Genomic DNA, 20,375 nt, shown 5'->3' with positions numbered 1-20,375 from the left:
CCCACTTTTCGTAGTAGACCCGGTATGATGCATGTCATGGCTATTCAGGTGGGTTTGTCTGTTAACAAAACCTTAGTGCCTGAATAGCTTTTCTGGCTATTTCTCTCGCTTTTCTGTCCGGACTATTGTCAAATATTTACTATCTCTTTGTTGCCCGCACTGTTTACCTACACTGCTGACAGCCGATGCAGTCCCCCAGCATTATTATTAACTGTCCCACGAATTCTTGGAATGGCGGGACAGAAGTAGTCTAGATAAATGGCCGCAGTTTTGAGATGGAGATGCTTACCCTACGCTTGCTATACTATATGGACTCAGTTAAAGGTCAAGACAGACTGCTAATGACTTCCCAACAGGGCAAACAATCTATATCTAAGGCAAAGACTGATACTCTGCAAGCTATTGCCTACAGCTTAGATGCTCTGATACCTGGTTTCTACATTTGGGCAGGACCAATCAAATTTCGCTTTGGCGGTAGTCAACCAGAAGAAAACTATGCAGGCACCATTCACAGCGACATTGGTATAGCTTTAGTCTTACCCGGCTATCGAATCTACAGCACATACCAAGACAGCTATGACCCTCGATAAGCATAAGCTTGATGGTATTGAGCAGATTACAGATAAGACATTACCGGCTGAAAAATTTGAAAAGTTACTAACCGATGCAGGCTATCAGCGTTTGGGTAGTGCGCCTGCTAAGGGCAAACGAGTCAAGATTTGGTGGCGACACGATATCTATCGCCGTATTGAATCGATTTACAGTCCAGATGAGGCGGTCGCTATTACGGCCTACCATATTGAGCAATCCTAGTAAGCGATTAAGTGACTCTACAGCCCTGAATACCTATCGACTATCTAACTCTTTGTTGTTATCAATTTTGTCTATATGTCTAAAATTCTCAAAGTGACTATCGATCTTACTGAAGCCTTAGATTTGGATAATTAAGAACTAAAAATAGCTTCTCAAACACTGGCAAATGAGATGGCATCTGGTGATTTGGTAGAAACAGTCCAGATGGCTCGTGAAAATGATTTGCCTGAACACGCAAAATCGGGAACATTAGCCTTCATCGGTGGTGTTTTGACAGCCGAGATAAACCGTAAAAATATTAGAAGAGCGCTGGATTTCTTAGGTCATCGTTTTTATGGGCAAAAACTAGCTCTAACCTATAAAAGCGGTGACAGGCAATATAGTATCGAATACCGCAATCAAGAAGATATTGATCGAGCTTTAGAAACGATTGGTCAACTGGATTCTCTACATGTGAGGATCTACCAAAAATAAAATCTATGCTGAGGATAAGCTCAAGTCTGGCAATATCGTGAGGTTAGATTCACATATGGGAAAGTTCGCTTTATTGATTGGTGTCTCAGACTATTCAGAAAATTTACCAACATTACCTTCGGCTACTCAGGATGTTGCAGCCATGAAGCGTATGCTGGGCAATCCAGATCTAGGCGGATTTCAGGTACAAACTTTGCTGAACCCAATGCGTGAAGCTCTGGCCCAGAATATTGAGCGATGGCTAAACTCGAAACAGGCCGATGATACTGTACTACTCTATTTCTCCGGACATGGTCTTAAAGATGAACAGCGTAATCTTTATATAGGAGCAACTAACACTGAAAAGGTTCGAGGCCGTTTGGTGCTTTCTACTGCTTTTTCGGCTAATGTATTACACGATTACTTACGATTTAGTCGTATTAAAACGCAAATCGTAATTTTAGATTGTTGCTTCAGCGGCGCATTTGGTGATGTTCTGGTTAAAGATGATGGAGAAGTTGCCTTAACAGAACAACTTAGTGCTGAAGGCAGAGTCGTTTTGACATCTACCAGTTCCGTTGATTACTCATTTGAAGAAAAGGAATCAGGATTGTCGATTTACACCCGCTATTTAGTAGAAGGTGTTGAAAAAGGAACAGCAGATGCTAACGGTGATGGTGTTATTACTATTGATGAACTTCACCAATTTGCGCGCCGCAAAGTATGTGAAGCATCGCCTGCAATGAGTCCTAAGCTTATTGCTCTGAAAGATGAAGGATACCGGGTCGTAATTGCTCAAGCTCCAAAAGATGAACCCGAACTGCAATATAGAAAAGAAGTAGAAAAGAAAGTTAGAAGCGGAAAATTTACTATTCCTGCGCAACGCAAACTAATGTCGCTGAGACGCCAATGTGGTTTATCAGATTCAGTTGCAGCAGCGATTGAGGCAGAGGTAGTTGCGCCATATCAGGAATATGAGCGTAAATTAGGAGACTACTGTACTACGCTAAAGCAAAGTCTTGAAGAAGAACCTTCGCTCAGTTTACTTACTATCGCGGACTTAAAGGATTATCAACAACATCTAGGACTAAGGGATGAAGATGTTTTACATATTGAGCAGTCAGTTGCTGGACAGATTTTATCTTCAGCTTATGAAGAACCTGAGCCTTCAAAAACTAGAAGTACAAATTCAACACAGAGTCATCCAGAAACCAAATCAAATAGTTCTTCTGGGATAGAAAAAGTATATGAGATACTAGAACTATCATTAAAAAATAGGCAGTGGCAAAAAGCAAATGACATCACTCGCACACTGATGTATGTGACACTCAAAAATAAGACAGAAGCCATAGATATAGATGTAATACATGATGAAATAGAGTATTCTTTTAGTGCAGATATTTTTTCTCCTAATGCGCTTATAAATTTTCCCTGCGATGTTCTTGTCAGAATAGATAAATTATGGATGAAATACAGTAAGGGAAGATATGGATTCACCTTTCAGAAAGAGGTCTACCATAAATGCCATGGACTAGCCGATGGACGATACTATGGTGAGGCGTTTCAGAAATATGGAGATGCCGTAGGCTGGCGTGAAAATGGTTCTTGGCGTCTTCTTGAGTCAGAAATGCAATGGGTTAGCTCTGCTCCGAAGGGGCATTTACCAGTTCTCATTTTCCCATTGTTGTATTACAGTGTGTCATTTTATCCTGAAGAGGAGATAGAAATAATTGGAAGAGCATTCTGTGCTCTTATATCCAGATTTGGAGACTGTAATCTGTGAGACCTTAAATATGTGTGAATATGTCAGTCCCATCAAGACTCGCTTGACTCGATAATCTGGGGCTGATAGCCTACTAAATAGGCAGCTGACAACGGCTGTCTTTCCGCACCCAAAAATTTAGCCGCGCGAGATGGTAGTGCGCCAACACTGCCACCCCGCTAACCCTTCCAACTGATATGGCAGTTGGTGAGCTGTGAGCATTTTACAGCCACCCTGAGTTTAGTTGCAGGGTGGCTGAGTTTTTGGGGGCATTTCCTCCCTGTCGTTTCGTGGGTTAAACGCCCAATATCCAAAGGAAAACGCCCCTATGACTTTTTCAAATCAGGCATTTCAGATGCCGCCGCCCGCCGACTTTTCCGGTAGCCTGCCGCCCGGTGGCTCTATCCGGCATATCTTGCTGGGTCATCCCGACTACATCCGTCAGACCATCCATCTGCTGCACAACCTACGCTACGTAGAAACCAGCTATTGGAGCCCGCTGATCGAAGTGCCAGACAATCGACTGATCTTGAGACCGCAAACCGATGAGGTAATCAGCATGTTGGTCAGGCGGCTGTAAGCTCAGGAAGATATTCAGTCCTCCTTTAGCCACGGTAAGATCATAGGGACAGGTCTAAAAATCCCCAGAATTGTCCCTATGATCAAATAGGAACGCTATATAGTTTTTAATAGAGAATACTCTGAGCAGGAGCAAGTGTCTGATATGTCAGAGCCAGAGAAAAAAGTCTTTCTTTTACGAGCCCAAGAGATAGCGGAGCAAGCAGCCACTTTCTCACATCCCTGGAACGCTAACTCGCAAATCAGCGGCACTCATCTGAGTCCTCTGGTCGGGCTGCAGCGCACAGGTATCAGCCTCGCAAAAATACCACCCGGCAAAGAGTCCTTTATTTACCACGCTCATCACCGAGAAGAAGAATGGATTTACATCATTTCAGGGCGTGGTATTGCAGAAATTGACGGCGAAGAGTTCAAAGTTGAGTCAGGCGATTTTATGGGATTTCCAACACCATCAGTCGCCCACCACCTGCGTAATCCATATGATGAAGAGCTGATTTATTTAATGGGAGGAGAAAATCTCGATATCGAAATTGCAGACTTTCCTAGGCTGGGCAAACGCATGCTCAGGCTTGGAGAAAAGGTGGAAATTTACAACATGTCCGATGCCAAAGATTTTAACTTAGAGAACGACGGCTGATGCATTAAGGGATCTGCGGCTAAATGATGTACCCGATCACCCCGGTTTCGAATCCGCTCAACCTTCTAGCTTCGAGAGTTGAGCGGATTCGAAACTCGATCTAAGTAGATGAGCACAATTAATTTCAAAATTGAGCCCCCTAAATCCCCCAATCCTGGGGGACTTTGAGGAGACTTTAGAACAAGTCTTTATCGGTAACGGCACCTTGGCTACTCGATGAGACTAATGTTGCATACTTTGCCAACACACCACGCTTATAGCGAGGTTCAGGCGCTGACCAATTCTCTCGGCGTTTCGCTAACTCCTCGTCCGAGATATTCAGCTGCAGCAACAGCTGATCCGCATCGATAGTAATAGAGTCACCCTCTTCTACCAAACCAATGGTGCCACCGACATAGGCTTCAGGGGCAACATGGCCAACGACCATACCGTAGGTGCCGCCAGAAAAACGTCCGTCGGTAATTAGACCCACAGAATCGCCCAAGCCAGCACCAATAATGGCAGATGTCGGTGCCAACATTTCTCGCATACCAGGACCACCCCTAGGGCCTTCGTAGCGTACTACGATGATGTTACCCGCTTTGATCTTGCCGGCAAGAATCGCGTCGAGACAGGCTTCTTCGGATTCGAACACTCTGGCTGGACCGGTGATACTGCGCTTTTTGATGCCGGTGAGTTTGGAGACTGAGCCTTCGGTGGCCAGATTGCCTTTGAGAATGCCGAGATGTCCTTGGGCATACATGGGTTGGTCAAAGGGACGGATCACATCTTGGTCAGGGCTGGGCTGATCGGGAACGTCGGCCAACACATCGGCAATGGTTTGACCCGTGACGCTCAGGGCATCGCCGTGGAGCAATCCCTGGTTTAGCAACATCTTCATCACCAGGGGAATACCGCCTGCTTTATGTAAGTCAGTGGCGACATAGCGTCCGGACGGCTTCAGGTCGCAGAAAACAGGGACTCGCTTGCGGATGGCTTCAAAGTCATCAATGGTGAGCTTGACACCAACGGTGTGGGCAATGGCTAACAGGTGCAGTACCGAGTTGGTGGAGCCTCCCACGGCCATGATGACAGAAATGGCATTTTCAAAGGCTTTACGGGTGAGAATCTGGCTGGGCAAAATCTGATTGCGGATGGCGTCTACTAGCACAAACGCGGATTTTTCAGTGCTGTCGGCTTTTTCGGCGTCTTCTGCTGCCATGGTGGAGGAGTAGGGCAGACTTAAGCCCATGGCTTCAATGGCCGAGGACATGGTGTTGGCGGTGAACATGCCACCACAGGAACCGGCTCCAGGACAGGCGTTTTTCTCGACGGCGGTGAGGCGGGCTTCGTCAATTTTACCGGCGCTGTACTGACCGACGGCTTCAAAGGCACTGACGACGGTGAGATCTTCGCCATCGAGGTGGCCGGGTTTGATGGTGCCGCCATAGACAAAGACGGCGGGGATATTCATGCGTGCGATCGCAATCACCGCCCCTGGCATATTCTTATCGCAGCCGCCAATAGCCAGCACCCCATCCATACTCTGGCCAGTACAGGCTGTCTCAATCGAATCAGCAATCACATCGCGGGACACCAGAGAATACTTCATCCCTTCAGTGCCCATGGAAATTCCATCGCTGATGGTGATGGTGCCAAATATCTGGGGCATGGCCCCCGCATCCCGCAGAGCTGCTTCACCCCGCAGAGCCAAAGTATTAATCCCCATATTGCAAGGGGTAATGGTGCTGTAGCCATTGGCCAAACCCACAATGGGTTTACTAAAATCATCATCTCCAAAACCCACAGCCCGCAACATGGCACGGTTAGGGGAACGTTGTACCCCCTGGGTAACGACGCGGCTTTTACGATTGTCGGCCATGATTTATTCCTTCGAAATCCATACAGACCCCAATTGTTACAGATAGGGACGGAGATGGATTATGCCACAGCCACTGAATAAAGTTTTTTATGAAGCCGGGGCCATCAGGTAAGTCACCATTGATCCTTTTCCCTTGATGACAATCGGTCCCCGTGGCTGAAACTCATAGTGATGGTCACAGTCTTTCAGCTGTTTATACGTCGCCTCGCTAATTTGAATCTGATTTGGAATCCCATGGGACTCCATGCGACTGGCCGTATTGACGGTGTCACCCCAAAGATCATAGGCAAACTTTTTCAGACCGATCACCCCCGCCACCACAGGCCCTGTATGGATACCAATCCGCAGGGCAATAGTTTGGTTTGTCTGGGTATTAAAATCCACCAATGTTTCCTGCATTTCTACCGCCATGGCAGCCACGGCCACGGCGTGGTTAGCCTGGGGCTGGGGTAGCCCTGCTGCCACCATATAGGCATCGCCAATGGTTTTGATTTTCTCTAGACCATGGTTTTCGGCCAGCTGATCAAATCGTGAGAACACCTGGTTGAGCAGATCGACAATCTTCGCAGCGGGCTGGGTTTCAGTCAGCTGGGTAAAATTAACAATGTCGGCAAACAGTACCGTCACCTCAGCAAAACTTTCAGCAATAATGTCGGGGCTCTGTTTTAGCTGCTCAGCAATGGGACCCGGCAAAATATTGAGCAACAGCCGCTCAGATTTTTCCTGAGCCTCCAACAGCTGACGATTGGTGGCAAAGTTTGCCCGCGATAGTTTTTCGTAAAAATAAACTGAGCAGTTGCAAATACAACAAATCCAAAATGTATTGAGCAAAAGACTGGCCGCCGGAAATCCTGGGGGGACGACCTGCAGGCCCAGCAGTGGATTCACTCCAAAGTAGTAGGCAATCGCCCCCAGCTGAGAAATTAGATGTAGCGGCCACTCCACTGGAATGAGCGTGGCCTGGGTAATAAAAGACAGTGCCCAGCTAAACAGATCGGGCTCTTCAATCGGTGAGTTGGTAGCAAGTCCTGTGTAGGTTTCATGGAATCGATGTAGCAGGCTAATGGACCACGAGGCCAACAAAAAAACAGCCGTGGTTCGGCGAGGGCGATAGACATTTTTGCGAGTTAACCCCAAACAGACTAATAGCAGCCCTATGCGCGCCAGATTGGTGAGAATCCACAACCGATCAAACGGATCGCGACCGGTGGTGAAATACGAGAGGGTATCTAGGGGTAAAAAAGTAACGAAATAAAAGAGCCCAAACAAAATCCCCAATCGCAGCCGTCGCTGCATAAACCGATGACGCCAGTGGGCATAGGTTTCAAACTCGTGGATAGGCGGTAGTTTAGGCAAACCAAACATAGGGAAACCATTTGGAGAGTATGGCTGTACTCAAAAAGGCGCAGGCTCATGAGACGCACGGTCATTGTGCCACATGGATTCAGTTGTCAGTCCATGTCCAAAACCAAGGCCCTGCAGATAGAAACCTGCAGGGCCTTGGTAAGGTAAAAAACCTGGGAGCAAGGTGCGCGTTCTACACGACAGCCGCTACTTTCCCAGTGGTATTCATGGCTTTTAGCATGTGATAGGTAATCAGAAGCTGAGTTAGCGCTAGGGGATAGCTTTGGAGCGTTTCTCCCGTGGTACCGACAATTTTACCGACTTCTTGATTGCCCTCTAAGCTGCAGAACTGGCCTAGATAGGGAACATCTCCACATAGAATTCGCTCTAGCTGTTGAACCTGATCCGGTGTGGCATGGCCATCGATAGAAAGTACGTCTACCGGTTTACCCATGTCGCGCTCTAGACCCAGACGGATGGCTTTACCCAGATCGCTGTCTAGAATATCGGTAAAGTCAGGGTGAGGGATCGTCGGACGCAGTACCAGGTTGACATTGAGTAGCAGGTCGTTTGCTTCTTCCTCTGGAATATTAGGGGGGTAGAAGGTGACGACAACATCAGCCCACTTTCGTTGGGGACGGATGAATGCTTCAGAGTCAGGCTCACGCTGGGCCAAAGCGGCTAACACGTCAGCCTCGCCATAGCCACGCTTACGGGTGTCGCGCTTGATTTTCCATTTGGTACGGAGGTCCTCAGGAGGCGCTAGATAGACCTTGACATCGTAAGCATCGCGGGCAAGTTTGCTGGAGTAGCCCAGCAGCCCTTCAACGATGACAAACTTTTTGGGCTGGATGTATTCAGGGGCATCAAACTCCCCTGACGTGTGGTTATAAATGGGTTTGAGGATAGGTTGCCCCTGACGCAGCAGCCCTAAATGCTGCTCAATGATATCAACGTAGTTGCAATCGGGATGTAGTGCGGAAATCCCCATTTCCTTACGCTGTTGGCGGTCGTAACGGTGGTAGTCATCGGTGCAGATGGTCGTCACATCATGCTCCCCGAGTACCTGGGCGATCCCGCGAGTCAGGGTGGTTTTACCAGCGGCACTGTCTCCAACAATACCGAGGATAATTGGGCGATCTGCCATGAACGTATCTCCTGCTTCTTTAGATTCTCTTAAACTCAGTCGTTAGCTTTATCTTAGGCACCAACGGCCCTGGGCTCAAGAATCTGTGTCAGAGAATACGCTTGTGAAATTTATTTGTTATTGAGTAAAAATACTCACCAGCCCTGGAAAATCAAGCATTATGTCGTCTTAAGGTTGTCAAAAATTTGTGAAAAAAGTTTAGATTTCATGACCTAGATTGATCTAATCGATGCTAATCGGTGACCCACATGACGCGTAGGCGATTGCGTCCTCGTTTGGTCGCGATCGCAAGGGCTTCTTCGGCTTTACTCCGCAGTAGCTGCTCGCTTTCTGTGGGGTGGTCGGCATCGGTGACGGCACCGCCAATGTGGACATCCAGGGCTGTGCGGGTGCCGTCTTTGAGGGTGATGGGCTCATCGGTGAGGGCCGCTTTGAGGGTTTCTGCGTATTTGGTGACAGCTTTGACATCTAACCCGGTGAGGCTACAGGTAAACTGCCCTTGGTTATTGCTAAACAGCCAGGCATCCACAGTCAGGTTTTGCTGCAGTACGTGGGCAACAGCGGCCCATAAGAGCTGGTCTTGCTGCAGGTTGCCAGAGTCGGGCTGCTGACGCTCGGGCTGAATCAGCAACAGACCCACCGATTGAAATTGTTCGTTGAGGGGCTGCCTTTTCATTTGCTCTAGCAGAGCGCGGGTAGTCCGGGGCACGACGGCGTCACTGACGAGATCAGTGGTGTGATCCAGCAAGTCTAGCGCCTGGAGTAAATTTTGGTAGGTATTGCGCAGGGTGGTGGCTTTATGGGCCTGAGTATCCGCTTCCCGCTGCTTGGCCACAAGCTGGTCCTCGAGGCTGTGGGTTTGTTTTTTACCTCTAGAAATGCGCCACTCCCGTTTAAGCATGGCTGGAATGGAAACGAGTAGTCCAAAGAGGACGCCCAAGCCGGTTGTGCCCAAAAGGACAGTTGCTAAATGCTGTCGCTCTAGCTGCCAGAGAAAAAAGTTGATGGTTACCAGCTGATCGTTTTGGAGGGCAAATGCGATCGCAAAAAATGCAACTATCAGAGCAAAGATCAAAAACAGCGCCATAGGAGAAAATTCAGAGGAGATAGCAAGCCAAAAGCAGGGGACCCAAACCAAGCGGAACTGCATATGTGGGCTGAGGTCACCAACTTGAGAATCTTTTTAATTTTAGACTCAGGCTGCCCTTGGCCCGGCCCAATCCAATGTCAAATCCAACGAGTTGCAGCAAAATCGAAGGTAGTGTTGATGCGCGAGGACACACGTAATGGCTGAATTAACCGGTCCATGGCTAGGTTCCTACTGGCAAGCCAAAAACCCCACACGATTTGAAGCCACCTTTGTCCAAGCGCATAATAGTCTCAGCGGGCGGATTGTGGACGATAGTTCCCTGGGTGAAGCTCAAATTCAAGGCCAGGTAACCGGACGCCAGGTGACCTTTACCAAAACGTATTTTAATAATCCTAGCTACACGATTCAGTACACGGGCACGGTGTCAGAAGATGGCGATCATATGAACGGTCAGTGGCGTCTGGATGCCAGACACAGCGGTCCGTGGGAAGCCCATCGCAGCGATGACGCGCTGAGTCAGGAACTCAAGGCGGTCTTAGCCAAAAACGTGCCAGAACTGGCGAGCACCAAGGGATAACCCGATGGGTATTCTATCGAGGCCAATATTGCTTCTAGAGCTTTAACATCACCTCAGGCAAGATCTGAGCGGGGATCTTATTTAAGGCCTGTTTTTGTCCCTCTAGACCCAGGAATTCGTAGTGGGCTGAGACATTGCGCACCAGGGCCTTAAAAATAGGCTCATAGGTGGTGGCTGTTTTGGATGTGGCTTTGAGGGCGGCCACATAATGCTCCAGGGCTCGGGCCAATTTACCCACAATGTCTGTCTGACGCTCGGTCTGATGCTCAGTCTGGCTATCGGCGGCTCGGGCCATTTTGTCGTAGATACTGCCCAGGCAATGATGAATCGAGGTTAAGTCAAGGCTGGAGGGGGCTAGTTCTGAGGCTTTGATCGCCGCTTCGTAGGCAATCACGGCATTTTGCTTGTAGTGTCCTTCGGGATCGGCGGGGGCATCGGGATGGTTGGCTAATTCCCAAAAGGCGGTACCCAGGTTGTTATAGGTGCTGGCACAGGCGGCAGCATCTGTGGACGGGGTGCGGTAGTTGAGCGCGTCACTGTAGGCGGCAATGGCATGTTTGAGTAAAAAGATAGGCCGTTCATGCCGCGACAGACTCCAGTAGGCAATCCCCAGGTTATTTTGCACGGCGGCATAGTCCAAGGGGGAGGTTTCGGGATGGTGGCAACGCAGGGCCTCGTTATAGGCGGCAATCGCTCTATGCAAATGGGGTTTGGGCTGTTCGTAGTAGGCTAGCTTCCAATACACTGACCCGAGACTATTTTGCAGGGTGCCATACTCATCGGGGGAGGTGTCCGACGAGCAAAAGGGCAGGGCGTGACGATAGGCGGTGACGGCTGCTTTGAGGTGGTTCACCGAGTCGTCATAATTGGCTAATGAGCTATACACAGCTCCCAAATTGCCGTGGAGACGACTACTGGTTTCTGGATCGACGTTGGCACCTGCAAGGGCCGTTTTGTAGATGTTGGCGCTCTGGTTCATCCCTGCAATCAAGGTAGCGCGATCGCTTTGGTGTTGGGCCTGTAGCCAGTGCAGGGTGCCCAGGTCGTTGAGGCCAGCGGCGCGCTGGTCATCTTCGGCGGGTAGCCATTTTAGATAGAGTTCAAACGTTTCAATGGCGGTTGCCAATAAATTGGGGGTAAGGTCACCCGCTTCGATGCGATCGCGATAATGATGACCGAGGGTGCGATACGCTTGCGTAATTTTCTCTGGGGAAGCCCCTTGGTGTTCCAGCTGAGCGATGGCCTCCAGCGGATTGTCCAGAGTTGTCACATCGACGCTTTGGGCGCTTGGGGCGGTTGGGGCAATTGTCAGTGGACTGGCTGGGATATCCGGCGGATCGGCCAGGATATCAGCAGGGCTGTCTGCTGAATCTTCGGAGACTGTCCCCTCGTCAGCAGACTCAGCAGCGGCTGAGGAGCGCTCCAGCTGTGCTAGATCTTCACTGAGAATTTGCCAGATATCGGCGCTGGGGGCCTTAGTATTAGCTTCGCCATACAGACCATCTAGCCCATCTGCGAGGGGGATGGCTGCCGGCTCACCGGTAACGGGTTCGCTGACAAAGGTAAAAACGCCGCTACGCCACTGCCAAAACTCAGGAGCGGCCTGCTCCAGGGTGCGGTACCAGGGCCATGAAACCCATAGCACCAGGCTACTATCCAGATAGGGCAGCAGGGACTGGATGCTTTCGAGGGACCGCAGAAAGTGATTTTGCGATCGCATGGACTGATGGGTCATCGCCCCTATACCCACCACTTGGACATGGGGGGTGGGCTTGGGAGCCCGCTTTAGCCAGTGCACCAGCTGCACCACTAAATCAGGCTGGCTGGGGTCAAAGGTGAGCTGTTCTAGCGCGACCTTGCCAAAATCATCCAGCCCCTTATCTCCGGCTGTCAACTCTGAGCGTAGTCTCTCCACCAGCTGCGTTTGCAATGTGTCGCTATCACAAACTGCAATTAAAAGCTGCCGTCTGAGATTGAGCTGTAGTGAGGTTTTAAGACCTTCATATTGGCGTTGATTGAGTCCCAACACCTGGCGAGATCTAAGTTGTGTAGCCACCATAGCGGAGAAAAGTCAAAAAGAGAGGTGCAGGGAGTAGCGGGGCAGTAAAGATAGAAAACTATCTAGGGACAACAATCGCGTACCTCTCTTTTCCCTAAAAAATATTCAATATCAGGAATACAGCCGGGAATTGGAACATCCTCAAATGCTTAAAATACGGCCAACATCATCGAATAAGGTGACGAATTGGAACATCCTGGGGCAATCCTGCTGTAGATCTAGGCACTGCTGTAGACTTGAAGTACCTATCCGCGACGATACCGTTGTTCTAATGGTGCAGTCCGATCCGTCCATCAGGTGAACCGAACGCTCATCCATGTCGATTACGGTAAAGTCTTCCATACGTCAGCATCAGCACTCTGTCATCTGCGAGCTGGCCGATATTATTGAAGCGACTTGGCAGCGCCATCTTGCCCTATCGCCCTATCATCTTCCTGACGATCTCGGCTATGTAGAGAGCCGACTGGAGGGGGAACGGCTGGTGATTGAAAATGTCTGCTATCAAACCCCAGAATTTCGCAAGCTCCATCTAGAACTGGCTAAAGTAGGGCCAAATCTAGATATTCTCCACTGTGTCATGTTTCCGCGCTTAGACTATGGGCTGCCCATGTTTGGCTGCGACATTGTCAGCGGGCGGGGGCAAATTAGTGCCGCTGTCGTGGATCTATCGCCCACCAGCCCTGATGGGTTGCCTTCAGCCTATACTCGCGAGTTAGAGGGCATGGGCACTAACGGGTACACCCAACCCCGAGAGCTGCCTAGCTGGGGCCACATTTTTTCGGACTATTGCTGTTTTGTAAAACCCATTGGTCCCGAAGAGCAACGCCGCTTTTTAGCTCAGGTGAGCCATTATCTCACCCTGCACTGTCGCCAGGCGCTAGCCACAAAGCCCACCCCCTGGCAGCGGCCTGAGATTTTGGCCGGTCAGCGTAACTATTGCACCCATCAACAGCAAAACGATAAGACCCGGCGCATTTTAGAAAAGGCGTTTGATCCGGCCTGGGCCGAACGCTACATGACCACCGTGCTATTTGACTTGCCCCAGGAGTGAAGATTGCGTGACAGGACAGCTAATTGTTTTTACGGGGCCTAGCGGTGTGGGGAAAGGCACCCTCTTGCATCGCTTGCTGGAGCATCATCCAGATATCCAGCTGTCGATCTCAGCCACGACGCGTCAGCCTCGTCCAGGGGAAGTACACGGTCAGCATTACTATTTTGTGTCTCGTGCTGAATTTGAGACCATGGTGGAGCAGGGGCAGCTGCTGGAGTGGGCGGAGTTTGCAGGTAACTACTACGGCACGCCCCGCCAGCCTTTGGATGCCCTGATGGCTGAAGGCCATGTGGTGATTTTAGAGATCGAGCTGGATGGGGCTCGACAGGTGCGCCAGAGCTTGCCAACGGCTCGACAGATATTTGTGTTGCCCCCCAGTGTGGCGGAGCTGGAAGTTCGTATTCGTGAACGGGGACAGGATTCTGAGGCTGCGATCGCAAAACGTCTCGCCCGTGCCCAGGTGGAAATCGCTGCGGCTGACGAGTTTGACATTCAAATTATCAACGACGATCTAGACCGCGCCCTTATTGAGCTGGAGCAGGCTGTGTTTGGCTCGACCCATCTGACGGCGGCACTCCCGCCATCACCACTAGCGACTCAACCACCGACTTGACTAACGGGGCGGCCACCGTCGAACCGTAGGCATTTTCCCCCAGGGGTTCATCGATCACGGCTAACACCACATAGCGGGGATTTTCCACCGGCAGAATTCCCACAAAGCTCACCAGCCGTCCATTGCCGTATTCACCATACTCATTGGCTTTTTGGGCAGTGCCGGTCTTACCAGCCAGGCGGTAGTTGGCGATGCGCGCGGGTTGCCCAGACCCTGATTCCACCACCGCTTCCATCATTTCGACCACAGTTTGGGTTGTCTCCGGGGAAAAGACCTGCTTAGCTTCGGGACGCTCGGGCTGCCAGGTGGGATTGCCCTCGGCGTCCACCAGCCCCCTGACCACGTGGGGAGTGACCAGTTTGCCACCGTTGGCCAAGGCCGCATGGAGCTGCACCTGCTGCATGGGGTTCAGGGAAAAGCCTTGTCCAAATGCCGTCGTCGCGGCTTCTACGGCACTATTGACAAACTGGGAGCGGCTTTTAAGCTGGGCTGGGGTCTCAGCGGGCAGCTCGATCCCACTGGGTTTGCCTAGACCTAACTTTTCTAGCCAGTCGTAGTAATCAGACCGTTTTAGCCGCTCCATAATGTGCACCATGCCCACATTGCTGGAATGGCGCAGAATATCGGTGATAGTGATAGAGCCGCGACCACCCACGGCTCTGTAGTCAGAATTTTGAATGGTCCACTGGTCATACTGCAGGCGGCCTTCGTCGTAGATGTATTCGTCGGGGACGATTAAGTCTTCTTCGAGTGCGATCGCAACATTGATCGGTTTAAATGTTGAGCCCGGCTCATACAGATCGCTCACCACCCAGTTCTTAAACTGCTCCACATCCGCTTCGTAGTAGCGATTGGGATCATAGGTGGGGGTCACAGCCAACGCCAGCACCGCCCCATCGCGGCTGTCCATAACGATTACAGATCCCTGCTTAGCCCCATGCTGACGTACCGTCGCCTCCAAATTACGCTGGGCGACCCGCTGCAGACGGCTATCAACCGTTAGCTGCAGCTTCTGATCATCCCGATTTGGCTGTTGTTGCTGAAATATCTGAGATATGGGCACATCTTCCAGGTCATAGAGCAGCTGCTCTTGGAGCGCATATTCCAGACCAGCCTGGGGCTCACCTTCCAGGTTTATATACCCCACCAGCTGAGACATCAGGGTTTGCTGCGGATAAAATCGCTGCTGACTCGGGAGTAACTCCACCCCATCTAGCCGCATACCGCGAATGCGTTCCGTCAGTTCCTCCGACACATCTACCGCCACCTGGATCCCCGTTTCCTGCCCTTGAAACTGTCTGAGTAAAGAATCTTGGGACTGATTGAGGGCCTTACCTAGGGTGACCGCTACCTCCTCACGGGAGCGATTAAACAGCATGGGATGGGCGTAAATGGTATAAACCACCCGATCCACTGCCAATACATTGCCCTGGCGATCAACGATGGGCCGTCGCGACGCTCGCGGAATCTGGGACACATTTTGCCGCTGTTCTTGCGCCTGGAGTTTTAGGTTATTCCCCATCACCAGCTGCAAACGCCCCAAGCGCACACTCAGACCTAGCATCACCAGCACCATAGTTGCCCAGACGGTCACCAATCGGAATCGTGGTGATGAAGGGTGATGAGGCCGACGAGTAGGCCGATGACCTACTGAGCTAGACGGGTGCGTAACCATAGATATGAGACCGTGAGAAAACTACGGAACACCGACCCCATCTGGTTGAGCTAATGCCTGCTAATACCCCAGGGGATGGGGCATGGGAGCATTGTTATCGGGCTCTGCGAAGGGTTCGACTGATGGACGGGCCGGAGCAGGTGACAAGAAGATAGCACGCTTGGGCTCAAAGGGTGTAAAGCCAGCGGTAGGGGACTCTGCCTGCTCTGCCATACTATTTTTCAAGGTTTCGTTGGCAGTCGTTACCTGCTGTGTCGACACCTTCAACGCTTCCAAGTTCTGAAATGAGCGCGCAATGCTCTTATCCAAGTACACTGTCCAGCTATAGATAATCAGGGCTGTGGCCACTAATCCGCCTGTTAAAACAGTGGAACTCTGCTGCACGCCAACCAACATCTTTAGCCCCAGCGGCAACCGAGGTACTTTCGGTAGGTGCTTAACCTCAGCTTCCTGGCCAGGAACCGCCCGGAAAAGTTCCCTAACAGATGCTCCAGCAGCCCCGCCAGCAGCCTCTCTGTCAGCTCCCTGGTCAGGCACATCGGCTCGAGCCGATGTCGTGCTGGAACGCTTTTTAGACGCTACTGGATGTAGCAATACTAGATTCTGCTGTTTAGAGCCCGCAGCTTCATCACGTCTATCTCGATCAGCCCGAACGGCAAAACCCACTCGTTTACTCCTCAATCACATGTTGCCCCGTGCGTTGGAGCAAAATCGACTCAAAACGCACTGTGGTTACTTTTCCACACATCACCAAAAAATAACAGAAAATGTGATTTTCTCAAGTATTATTTGGTACTCAATGTAAAACTACCCATAATTAGTTTCCTATCCACAGGACATTTACCCAAAATATTGAGCCTCATATTATGGGAGATGCCTCCCAAAACACAACATTTAAAGGAGGACTTGATAAAAATAACGCAAAAAAGGCAGATCCCGAGTGGAAACCTGCCCTCTTCGAATTTTTAATTGAACCTGAGTCGTCGTCTACTCAGCGGTAACCAGTTCAGTACTGCCACGACGGCGACCACGGGTAAGGCTGTTAAACAGCATCTGACCAATGGCCTTGACTAGGTTGCCTTCCAGCTCTTGGAAGAGTTCCATATTGATCCCAAAGGCATCGTTAGCTTCATCGACTATCCGATCAGCCATCGCCTCATCCACAGGTGCGGCATTGATAGTGCTGCGATACTTATCCTTAAACGCTCCCTCATCGGGAATGGTGGGAAACTCATAGAAAGCCACACCTTCATCATCTGCCAGGTTCATGGCTCGCTGAGCAATATTCTTAAGAATCTGGCCGCCGGACAAATCCCCCAGATAACGGGTGTAGGAATGCCCGACCAATAGCTCAGGTGACTGGTTAGACACTTCTCGAATGCGGTCAACGTAAGCTTGACCAGCCGGAGAGATTGAAATTTTCTCTCTCCAATTAGGACCGTAGTAGTAGGTCAAGTCCGTTTCCAGCGTTTCCTTACGATAAAGCTCGGGATAATAAACCGAGGAAACGACTGGATGATCCTTGTGACGCTCCAACTCTTCTTCCATGGCAGCGTACACATAGTAGAAGTTAGCTACCAGCTTGCGGTAAGACTTCTTCTCAACAACGCCACGCAAGAAACAGCGAACAAAGCCAACATTCTCGGCCATTGTGTGCGCTTTCTGCGTACCTTTCTTGAGCTTCTCGGCTAAATTGCTGCTCATACTAAATAAAATCTCGACGTTAAATGGAGTTTAATATCGTCCGTCGCACGCGTAAGACGACGAGCCAAATGGCCCTAGGGACATCGCCACAATTGCTACCGTAGACCGTTTTGATGAGGCTTTTTATTACATTTTTTTACGCGAAAGACAGGCAGACTACACCGATACAGCGGTGATTACAAGGCATAAACCTTGCTCTACGTACGCCGGATAGCAAAACGTCCAAGTGTCAGTTTTGTATTGTTTCGTAATTTTTCGTAATTTGCAGGCCTGAATTCTGAAAAAAATAATTGCAACCTGGTTACATATTGGCGGCTGTGCATCTTGGTATCAGTCAGAACATCCAGTCAAAACATTCAGTCAAAAAAACGGTCCAGGGCTGCTTTTAGTTCAGTTAGTTCCTCTTCAATATTGCCTTCCGTGACGGCCCGGCTAATGCACTCACTGATGTGCTCGTCCAAAATCAATCGAGCTACTCGGTCCAGGGCTCCGCGCACAGCCGCGACCTGTACTAATACATCGGGGCAGGGTCTGCCCTCATGCACCATGGTTTTAATACCGCGTACATGTCCCTCAATGCGGGATAGGCGATTAACAATTCGTTTTAAGGATTCTTCACTGTGAACATGGCCGTGGGTGTGGCCATGGCCATTGGTTTCATGGAGCTGAGATAGGGCGTCTGATGGGCTACTCAAGGGCTCAAACGGGTAAGTGGGCAAACAAGGCAAAAAAAGAACGAACACCTCAAGCGAGCTGTTCGTTAATTATTGTTACGCTTGCATGATGTTTTGTCATCCTAACCCATGGGTCTGGATTGAGCGGTTTACCCCACTGTCCTTGTATGGGCCTTTAAGCCAGTAAGTTATTGCCCTTTAAGCCAGCGAGCCACATCCTTAGCGTGATAAGACAAAATCAGATCGGCCCCTGAGCGCTTAAAGCTCATCATAGTTTCCATCACCAGTTTCTCTTCATCTACCCAGCCGTTGAGGGCTGCCGCTTTCACCATTGAATATTCCCCCGATACGTTATAGGCCGCCACCGGTAGGTTGCTAGCCTCTTTGACGCGCCAGATAATATCCATGTAGGCCAGTGCGGGCTTCACCATCAGCATGTCTGCGCCTTCGGCCACGTCCAGTTCAATTTCTTTGAGCGCTTCTTGGCCATTGGCCGGGTCCATTTGATAGGTGCGACGGTCGCCAAACTGGGGGGCAGACTCCGCCACATCCCGAAATGGACCGTAGTAGGACGATGCATACTTGGCGGCGTAGGACAGGATCGGAATATTTTCAAAGCCTGCTTCGTCTAGGCCAGAGCGGATAGCTGTGACAAAGCCATCCATCATGCCAGATGGAGCGATAATATCTGCCCCCGCATTGGCCTGAGAAATAGCGGTTTTTTTGAGTAGCTCTAGGGTGGGGTCGTTGAGGACGCGGCCAGTGAGGTCGCCCACCTCCAGGTAGCCGCAGTGGCCATGGCCCGTGTATTCACACAGACAGGTATCAACAGTCACAATCAGGTCGGGCACCGCCGCTTTGACCGCTTCGGTCGCCTTTTGGACAATGCCACAGTCGTGCCATGCGCCAGTCGCATCATCGTCTTTGTCGTCTGGAACCCCAAACAAAATAATCGATGGAATACCCAGATCGTAGACTTCCTTCGCTTCCTCTACGATTTTATCCACCGATAGCTGGTAGACGCCGGGCATTGACTTTACTTCATTGGCAACACCTTGACCCGGCACTGCAAACAGCGGATAAATAAAGTCGCTGGTGGTCACAACGTTTTCGCGAACCATACGACGCAATTGGGGATGGCTGCGCAACCGGCGAGGGCGATGAATTGGAAACATATCAGTTTTTAAAGAAAGCCGTATGAAAGGGGTTAGATGAATAGTCTAAAACCTGCGTGGGTGTCTGCTTTCGGTCAGATTAAAAAAAGTAACGTTGCCGACCTCCAAACGATACAATAAGCCTCCGTCGCCGTGGAGGGTGTACTAGGTGTTTGCAACAGCAGAGTTGCTGTGGGCCTTAATCGGATTGATATTGACCATTGGAGGCACCTGGCTAGAGGTCTTCATGACCACCGGCCCCTGGGATTGGGCCGGTGGCATAGAGGTGTTTTCCCTAGGGGTGAGCTTTCAAGTGGGGGCTGTCTTACTGATTGGCTGTGTGGGAGGGCAAAATGCGGCAGCCCTATCCCAAATTGCTTATCTTAGTCTGGGGCTTTTACTGTTTCAGGCATTTGATTTACAGGTATTTACCCAAGGCGGGGGGGTGAGCTATTTGCGGGAGCCCAGCTTTGGGTATTTGCTGGGGTTTATTCCAGCGGCGTGGGTCTGTGGCTATCTAGCGTTTTGGGAGTCCCTCAAGTTAGAGACTCTGGCCCTGAGCTGTCTTGGCGGACTGCTGACGATTCACGGGGTGGGGTTGGTGTATTTGCCCCTGGCCTATGTACTACAGTGGACTGGTGAAACTGCGCCCGCTCTAGGGGAGGCGATTTTCACGTATTCAATTGCGCCGATTCCAGGGCAGTTGGTTTTGGTCTGTGCGGTTTCGGTACTGGCCTACGGTATGCGTCAGATAATGTTTTATTAGGGCCGCAACAGCATGGGCAGATTAAGGAAAAAACAGGTCAATCGGCTGTTTTGGGTGGCGGCGTTTATTGGACTTTTGCTGGATCAGATCACCAAACATTGGGTGGTCCAAAATTTTACGCTGGGCGAATCGGTGACGATTATTCCAGGGGCGCTGAACTTTACCTACGTCCTCAATCGGGGTGCCGCCTGGAGTATCTGTAGCGGTGAGGGATGCCGCTGGATCCTACCGTGGCTGTCGGTGATTGTAAGTATGGGGATTGCCGGTTACGGACTGCTGATGCGAATTGAGGATCGCTGGGAACGAGCGGGCTGGGGATTTATTTTAGCCGGAGCGCTGGGCAATGGGATTGATCGAGTCAAGGCGGGTGAAGTGGTGGACTTTATCCAGGCGTTTCCCATCACGCGGTTTCCGGT

21 protein-coding genes are annotated in these 20,375 nt (G+C 50.5%); 11 read left to right on the top strand and 10 right to left on the bottom strand.

The genetic code is table 11. The annotated features are described in order from the left end of the window. Window positions 1-341: 341 nt before the first annotated feature. From IQ260_RS10840 to IQ260_RS10815, 6 genes are all read left to right on the top strand, one after another. Window positions 342-590 (top strand): hypothetical protein, encoded by a 249-nt coding sequence (locus tag IQ260_RS10840; RefSeq protein WP_193993123.1) that lies wholly within the window; start codon window positions 342-344, stop codon window positions 588-590. Continuing rightward, window positions 577-813, top strand: a complete 237-nt coding sequence (locus tag IQ260_RS10835; protein ID WP_193993122.1) for a hypothetical protein — start codon at window positions 577-579, stop codon at window positions 811-813. Before IQ260_RS10840 ends, IQ260_RS10835 begins: the two co-directional genes overlap by 14 nt. Before the next feature lie 171 nt (window positions 814-984). Beyond that, window positions 985-1,287 carry a hypothetical protein gene (locus IQ260_RS10830; RefSeq protein ID WP_193993121.1) on the top strand — a complete coding sequence of 101 codons (303 nt, stop codon included), beginning with the start codon at window positions 985-987 and terminating at the stop codon, window positions 1,285-1,287. 55 nt (window positions 1,288-1,342) lie between these two features. Further along, window positions 1,343-3,049, top strand: coding sequence for a caspase, EACC1-associated type (locus tag IQ260_RS10825; protein WP_193993120.1), 1,707 nt, complete (start codon window positions 1,343-1,345; stop codon window positions 3,047-3,049). A gap of 307 nt (window positions 3,050-3,356) precedes the next feature. Further along, window positions 3,357-3,608 carry a hypothetical protein gene (locus tag IQ260_RS10820; protein WP_193993119.1) on the top strand — a complete coding sequence of 84 codons (252 nt, stop codon included), beginning with the start codon at window positions 3,357-3,359 and terminating at the stop codon, window positions 3,606-3,608. Between the two features lie 144 nt (window positions 3,609-3,752). Next, entirely contained in the window at window positions 3,753-4,244 is a 492-nt protein-coding gene (locus IQ260_RS10815; protein ID WP_193993118.1) for a cupin domain-containing protein, read from the top strand. 175 nt (window positions 4,245-4,419) lie between these two features. Here IQ260_RS10815 and ilvD read toward each other — a convergent pair whose 3' ends face one another. The 4 genes from ilvD to IQ260_RS10795 all read right to left on the bottom strand — a co-directional run bounded on the left by ilvD (window position 4,420) and on the right by IQ260_RS10795 (window position 9,683). Next, window positions 4,420-6,105, bottom strand: coding sequence for a dihydroxy-acid dehydratase (gene ilvD / locus IQ260_RS10810; RefSeq protein WP_193993117.1), 1,686 nt, complete (start codon window positions 6,103-6,105; stop codon window positions 4,420-4,422). A gap of 87 nt (window positions 6,106-6,192) precedes the next feature. Then, window positions 6,193-7,470 (bottom strand): adenylate/guanylate cyclase domain-containing protein, encoded by a 1,278-nt coding sequence (locus IQ260_RS10805; protein WP_193993116.1) that lies wholly within the window; start codon window positions 7,468-7,470, stop codon window positions 6,193-6,195. A gap of 172 nt (window positions 7,471-7,642) precedes the next feature. After that, window positions 7,643-8,596: a phosphoribulokinase gene (locus IQ260_RS10800; protein WP_193993115.1), complete on the bottom strand. Its 954-nt coding sequence runs from the start codon at window positions 8,594-8,596 to the stop codon at window positions 7,643-7,645. A 232-nt stretch (window positions 8,597-8,828) separates the two neighbouring features. After that, window positions 8,829-9,683, bottom strand: a complete 855-nt coding sequence (locus IQ260_RS10795) for a lipopolysaccharide assembly protein LapA domain-containing protein (protein WP_193993114.1) — start codon at window positions 9,681-9,683, stop codon at window positions 8,829-8,831. A 199-nt stretch (window positions 9,684-9,882) separates the two neighbouring features. On the opposite strand from IQ260_RS10795, the gene IQ260_RS10790 reads away from it, so the two are divergent. Beyond that, window positions 9,883-10,263 carry a hypothetical protein gene (locus tag IQ260_RS10790; protein ID WP_193993113.1) on the top strand — a complete coding sequence of 127 codons (381 nt, stop codon included), beginning with the start codon at window positions 9,883-9,885 and terminating at the stop codon, window positions 10,261-10,263. 34 nt (window positions 10,264-10,297) lie between these two features. On the opposite strand, the gene IQ260_RS10785 is transcribed toward IQ260_RS10790, so the two are convergent. Continuing rightward, the gene (locus IQ260_RS10785; RefSeq protein WP_193993112.1) at window positions 10,298-12,322 is read right to left on the bottom strand and encodes a tetratricopeptide repeat protein; all 2,025 of its coding nucleotides are present in this window, start codon (window positions 12,320-12,322) and stop codon (window positions 10,298-10,300) included. Between the two features lie 316 nt (window positions 12,323-12,638). On the opposite strand from IQ260_RS10785, the gene IQ260_RS10780 reads away from it, so the two are divergent. Both IQ260_RS10780 and gmk read left to right on the top strand, forming a co-directional pair. Then, window positions 12,639-13,373 (top strand): phycocyanobilin:ferredoxin oxidoreductase, encoded by a 735-nt coding sequence (locus IQ260_RS10780; protein ID WP_193993111.1) that lies wholly within the window; start codon window positions 12,639-12,641, stop codon window positions 13,371-13,373. A 7-nt stretch (window positions 13,374-13,380) separates the two neighbouring features. Further along, window positions 13,381-13,986: a guanylate kinase gene (gene gmk, locus IQ260_RS10775; RefSeq protein WP_322744935.1), complete on the top strand. Its 606-nt coding sequence runs from the start codon at window positions 13,381-13,383 to the stop codon at window positions 13,984-13,986. Here gmk and IQ260_RS10770 read toward each other — a convergent pair. The 5 genes from IQ260_RS10770 to hemB all read right to left on the bottom strand — a co-directional run bounded on the left by IQ260_RS10770 (window position 13,898) and on the right by hemB (window position 19,214). Continuing rightward, window positions 13,898-15,661: a peptidoglycan D,D-transpeptidase FtsI family protein gene (locus IQ260_RS10770; protein WP_193993109.1), complete on the bottom strand. Its 1,764-nt coding sequence runs from the start codon at window positions 15,659-15,661 to the stop codon at window positions 13,898-13,900. The two genes, gmk and IQ260_RS10770, sit on opposite strands and share 89 nt — an antisense overlap. A gap of 60 nt (window positions 15,662-15,721) precedes the next feature. Next, entirely contained in the window at window positions 15,722-16,327 is a 606-nt protein-coding gene (locus IQ260_RS10765) for a hypothetical protein (RefSeq protein ID WP_193993108.1), read from the bottom strand. Window positions 16,328-16,648: 321 nt separating this feature from the next. Further along, a complete protein-coding gene (locus IQ260_RS10760) occupies window positions 16,649-17,365 on the bottom strand; it encodes a biliverdin-producing heme oxygenase (protein WP_193993107.1) in 717 nt (238 codons plus the stop codon). Between the two features lie 356 nt (window positions 17,366-17,721). Next, complete coding sequence (locus tag IQ260_RS10755) at window positions 17,722-18,060, bottom strand: metal-sensing transcriptional repressor (protein WP_193993106.1); 339 nt, start codon at window positions 18,058-18,060, stop codon at window positions 17,722-17,724. Between the two features lie 167 nt (window positions 18,061-18,227). Further along, entirely contained in the window at window positions 18,228-19,214 is a 987-nt protein-coding gene (hemB, locus tag IQ260_RS10750) for a porphobilinogen synthase (RefSeq protein ID WP_193993105.1), read from the bottom strand. Window positions 19,215-19,362: 148 nt separating this feature from the next. Here hemB and IQ260_RS10745 point away from each other — a divergent pair, with 148 nt between their 5' ends. Next, window positions 19,363-19,959 (top strand): biotin transporter BioY, encoded by a 597-nt coding sequence (locus IQ260_RS10745; protein ID WP_193993104.1) that lies wholly within the window; start codon window positions 19,363-19,365, stop codon window positions 19,957-19,959. A 12-nt stretch (window positions 19,960-19,971) separates the two neighbouring features. After that, the coding region (gene lspA / locus IQ260_RS10740) for a signal peptidase II (protein ID WP_193993103.1) at window positions 19,972-20,375 on the top strand (404 nt) is incomplete at its 3' end.

The organism is Leptolyngbya cf. ectocarpi LEGE 11479 (assembly GCF_015207065.1).
Taxonomy (GTDB): domain Bacteria; phylum Cyanobacteriota; class Cyanobacteriia; order Phormidesmidales; family Phormidesmidaceae; genus Leptothoe; species Leptothoe ectocarpi.
Note: the sequence above shows the minus strand (reverse complement) of the source record. Positions and strands in the feature narration are given on the sequence as shown.

Bases quoted from the DNA above. Each gene is read 5' to 3' on its own strand.
- IQ260_RS10760 (WP_193993107.1), bottom strand. From the start codon at position 17,365: ATGAGCAGCAATTTAGCCGAGAAGCTCAAGAAAGGTACGCAGAAAGCG.
- IQ260_RS10795 (WP_193993114.1), bottom strand. From the start codon at position 9,683: ATGGCGCTGTTTTTGATCTTTGCTCTGATAGTTGCATTTTTTGCGATC.
- IQ260_RS10835 (WP_193993122.1), top strand. From the start codon at position 577: ATGACCCTCGATAAGCATAAGCTTGATGGTATTGAGCAGATTACAGAT.
- IQ260_RS10780 (WP_193993111.1), top strand. From the start codon at position 12,639: ATGTCGATTACGGTAAAGTCTTCCATACGTCAGCATCAGCACTCTGTC.
- IQ260_RS10790 (WP_193993113.1), top strand. From the start codon at position 9,883: ATGGCTGAATTAACCGGTCCATGGCTAGGTTCCTACTGGCAAGCCAAA.
- IQ260_RS10815 (WP_193993118.1), top strand. From the start codon at position 3,753: ATGTCAGAGCCAGAGAAAAAAGTCTTTCTTTTACGAGCCCAAGAGATA.
- IQ260_RS10825 (WP_193993120.1), top strand. From the start codon at position 1,343: ATGGGAAAGTTCGCTTTATTGATTGGTGTCTCAGACTATTCAGAAAAT.
- IQ260_RS10830 (WP_193993121.1), top strand. From the start codon at position 985: ATGGCATCTGGTGATTTGGTAGAAACAGTCCAGATGGCTCGTGAAAAT.
- IQ260_RS10800 (WP_193993115.1), bottom strand. From the start codon at position 8,596: ATGGCAGATCGCCCAATTATCCTCGGTATTGTTGGAGACAGTGCCGCT.
- ilvD (WP_193993117.1), bottom strand. From the start codon at position 6,105: ATGGCCGACAATCGTAAAAGCCGCGTCGTTACCCAGGGGGTACAACGT.
- IQ260_RS10770 (WP_193993109.1), bottom strand. From the start codon at position 15,661: ATGGTTACGCACCCGTCTAGCTCAGTAGGTCATCGGCCTACTCGTCGG.
- IQ260_RS10805 (WP_193993116.1), bottom strand. From the start codon at position 7,470: ATGTTTGGTTTGCCTAAACTACCGCCTATCCACGAGTTTGAAACCTAT.
- hemB (WP_193993105.1), bottom strand. From the start codon at position 19,214: ATGTTTCCAATTCATCGCCCTCGCCGGTTGCGCAGCCATCCCCAATTG.
- IQ260_RS10820 (WP_193993119.1), top strand. From the start codon at position 3,357: ATGACTTTTTCAAATCAGGCATTTCAGATGCCGCCGCCCGCCGACTTT.
- IQ260_RS10840 (WP_193993123.1), top strand. From the start codon at position 342: ATGACTTCCCAACAGGGCAAACAATCTATATCTAAGGCAAAGACTGAT.
- IQ260_RS10785 (WP_193993112.1), bottom strand. From the start codon at position 12,322: ATGGTGGCTACACAACTTAGATCTCGCCAGGTGTTGGGACTCAATCAA.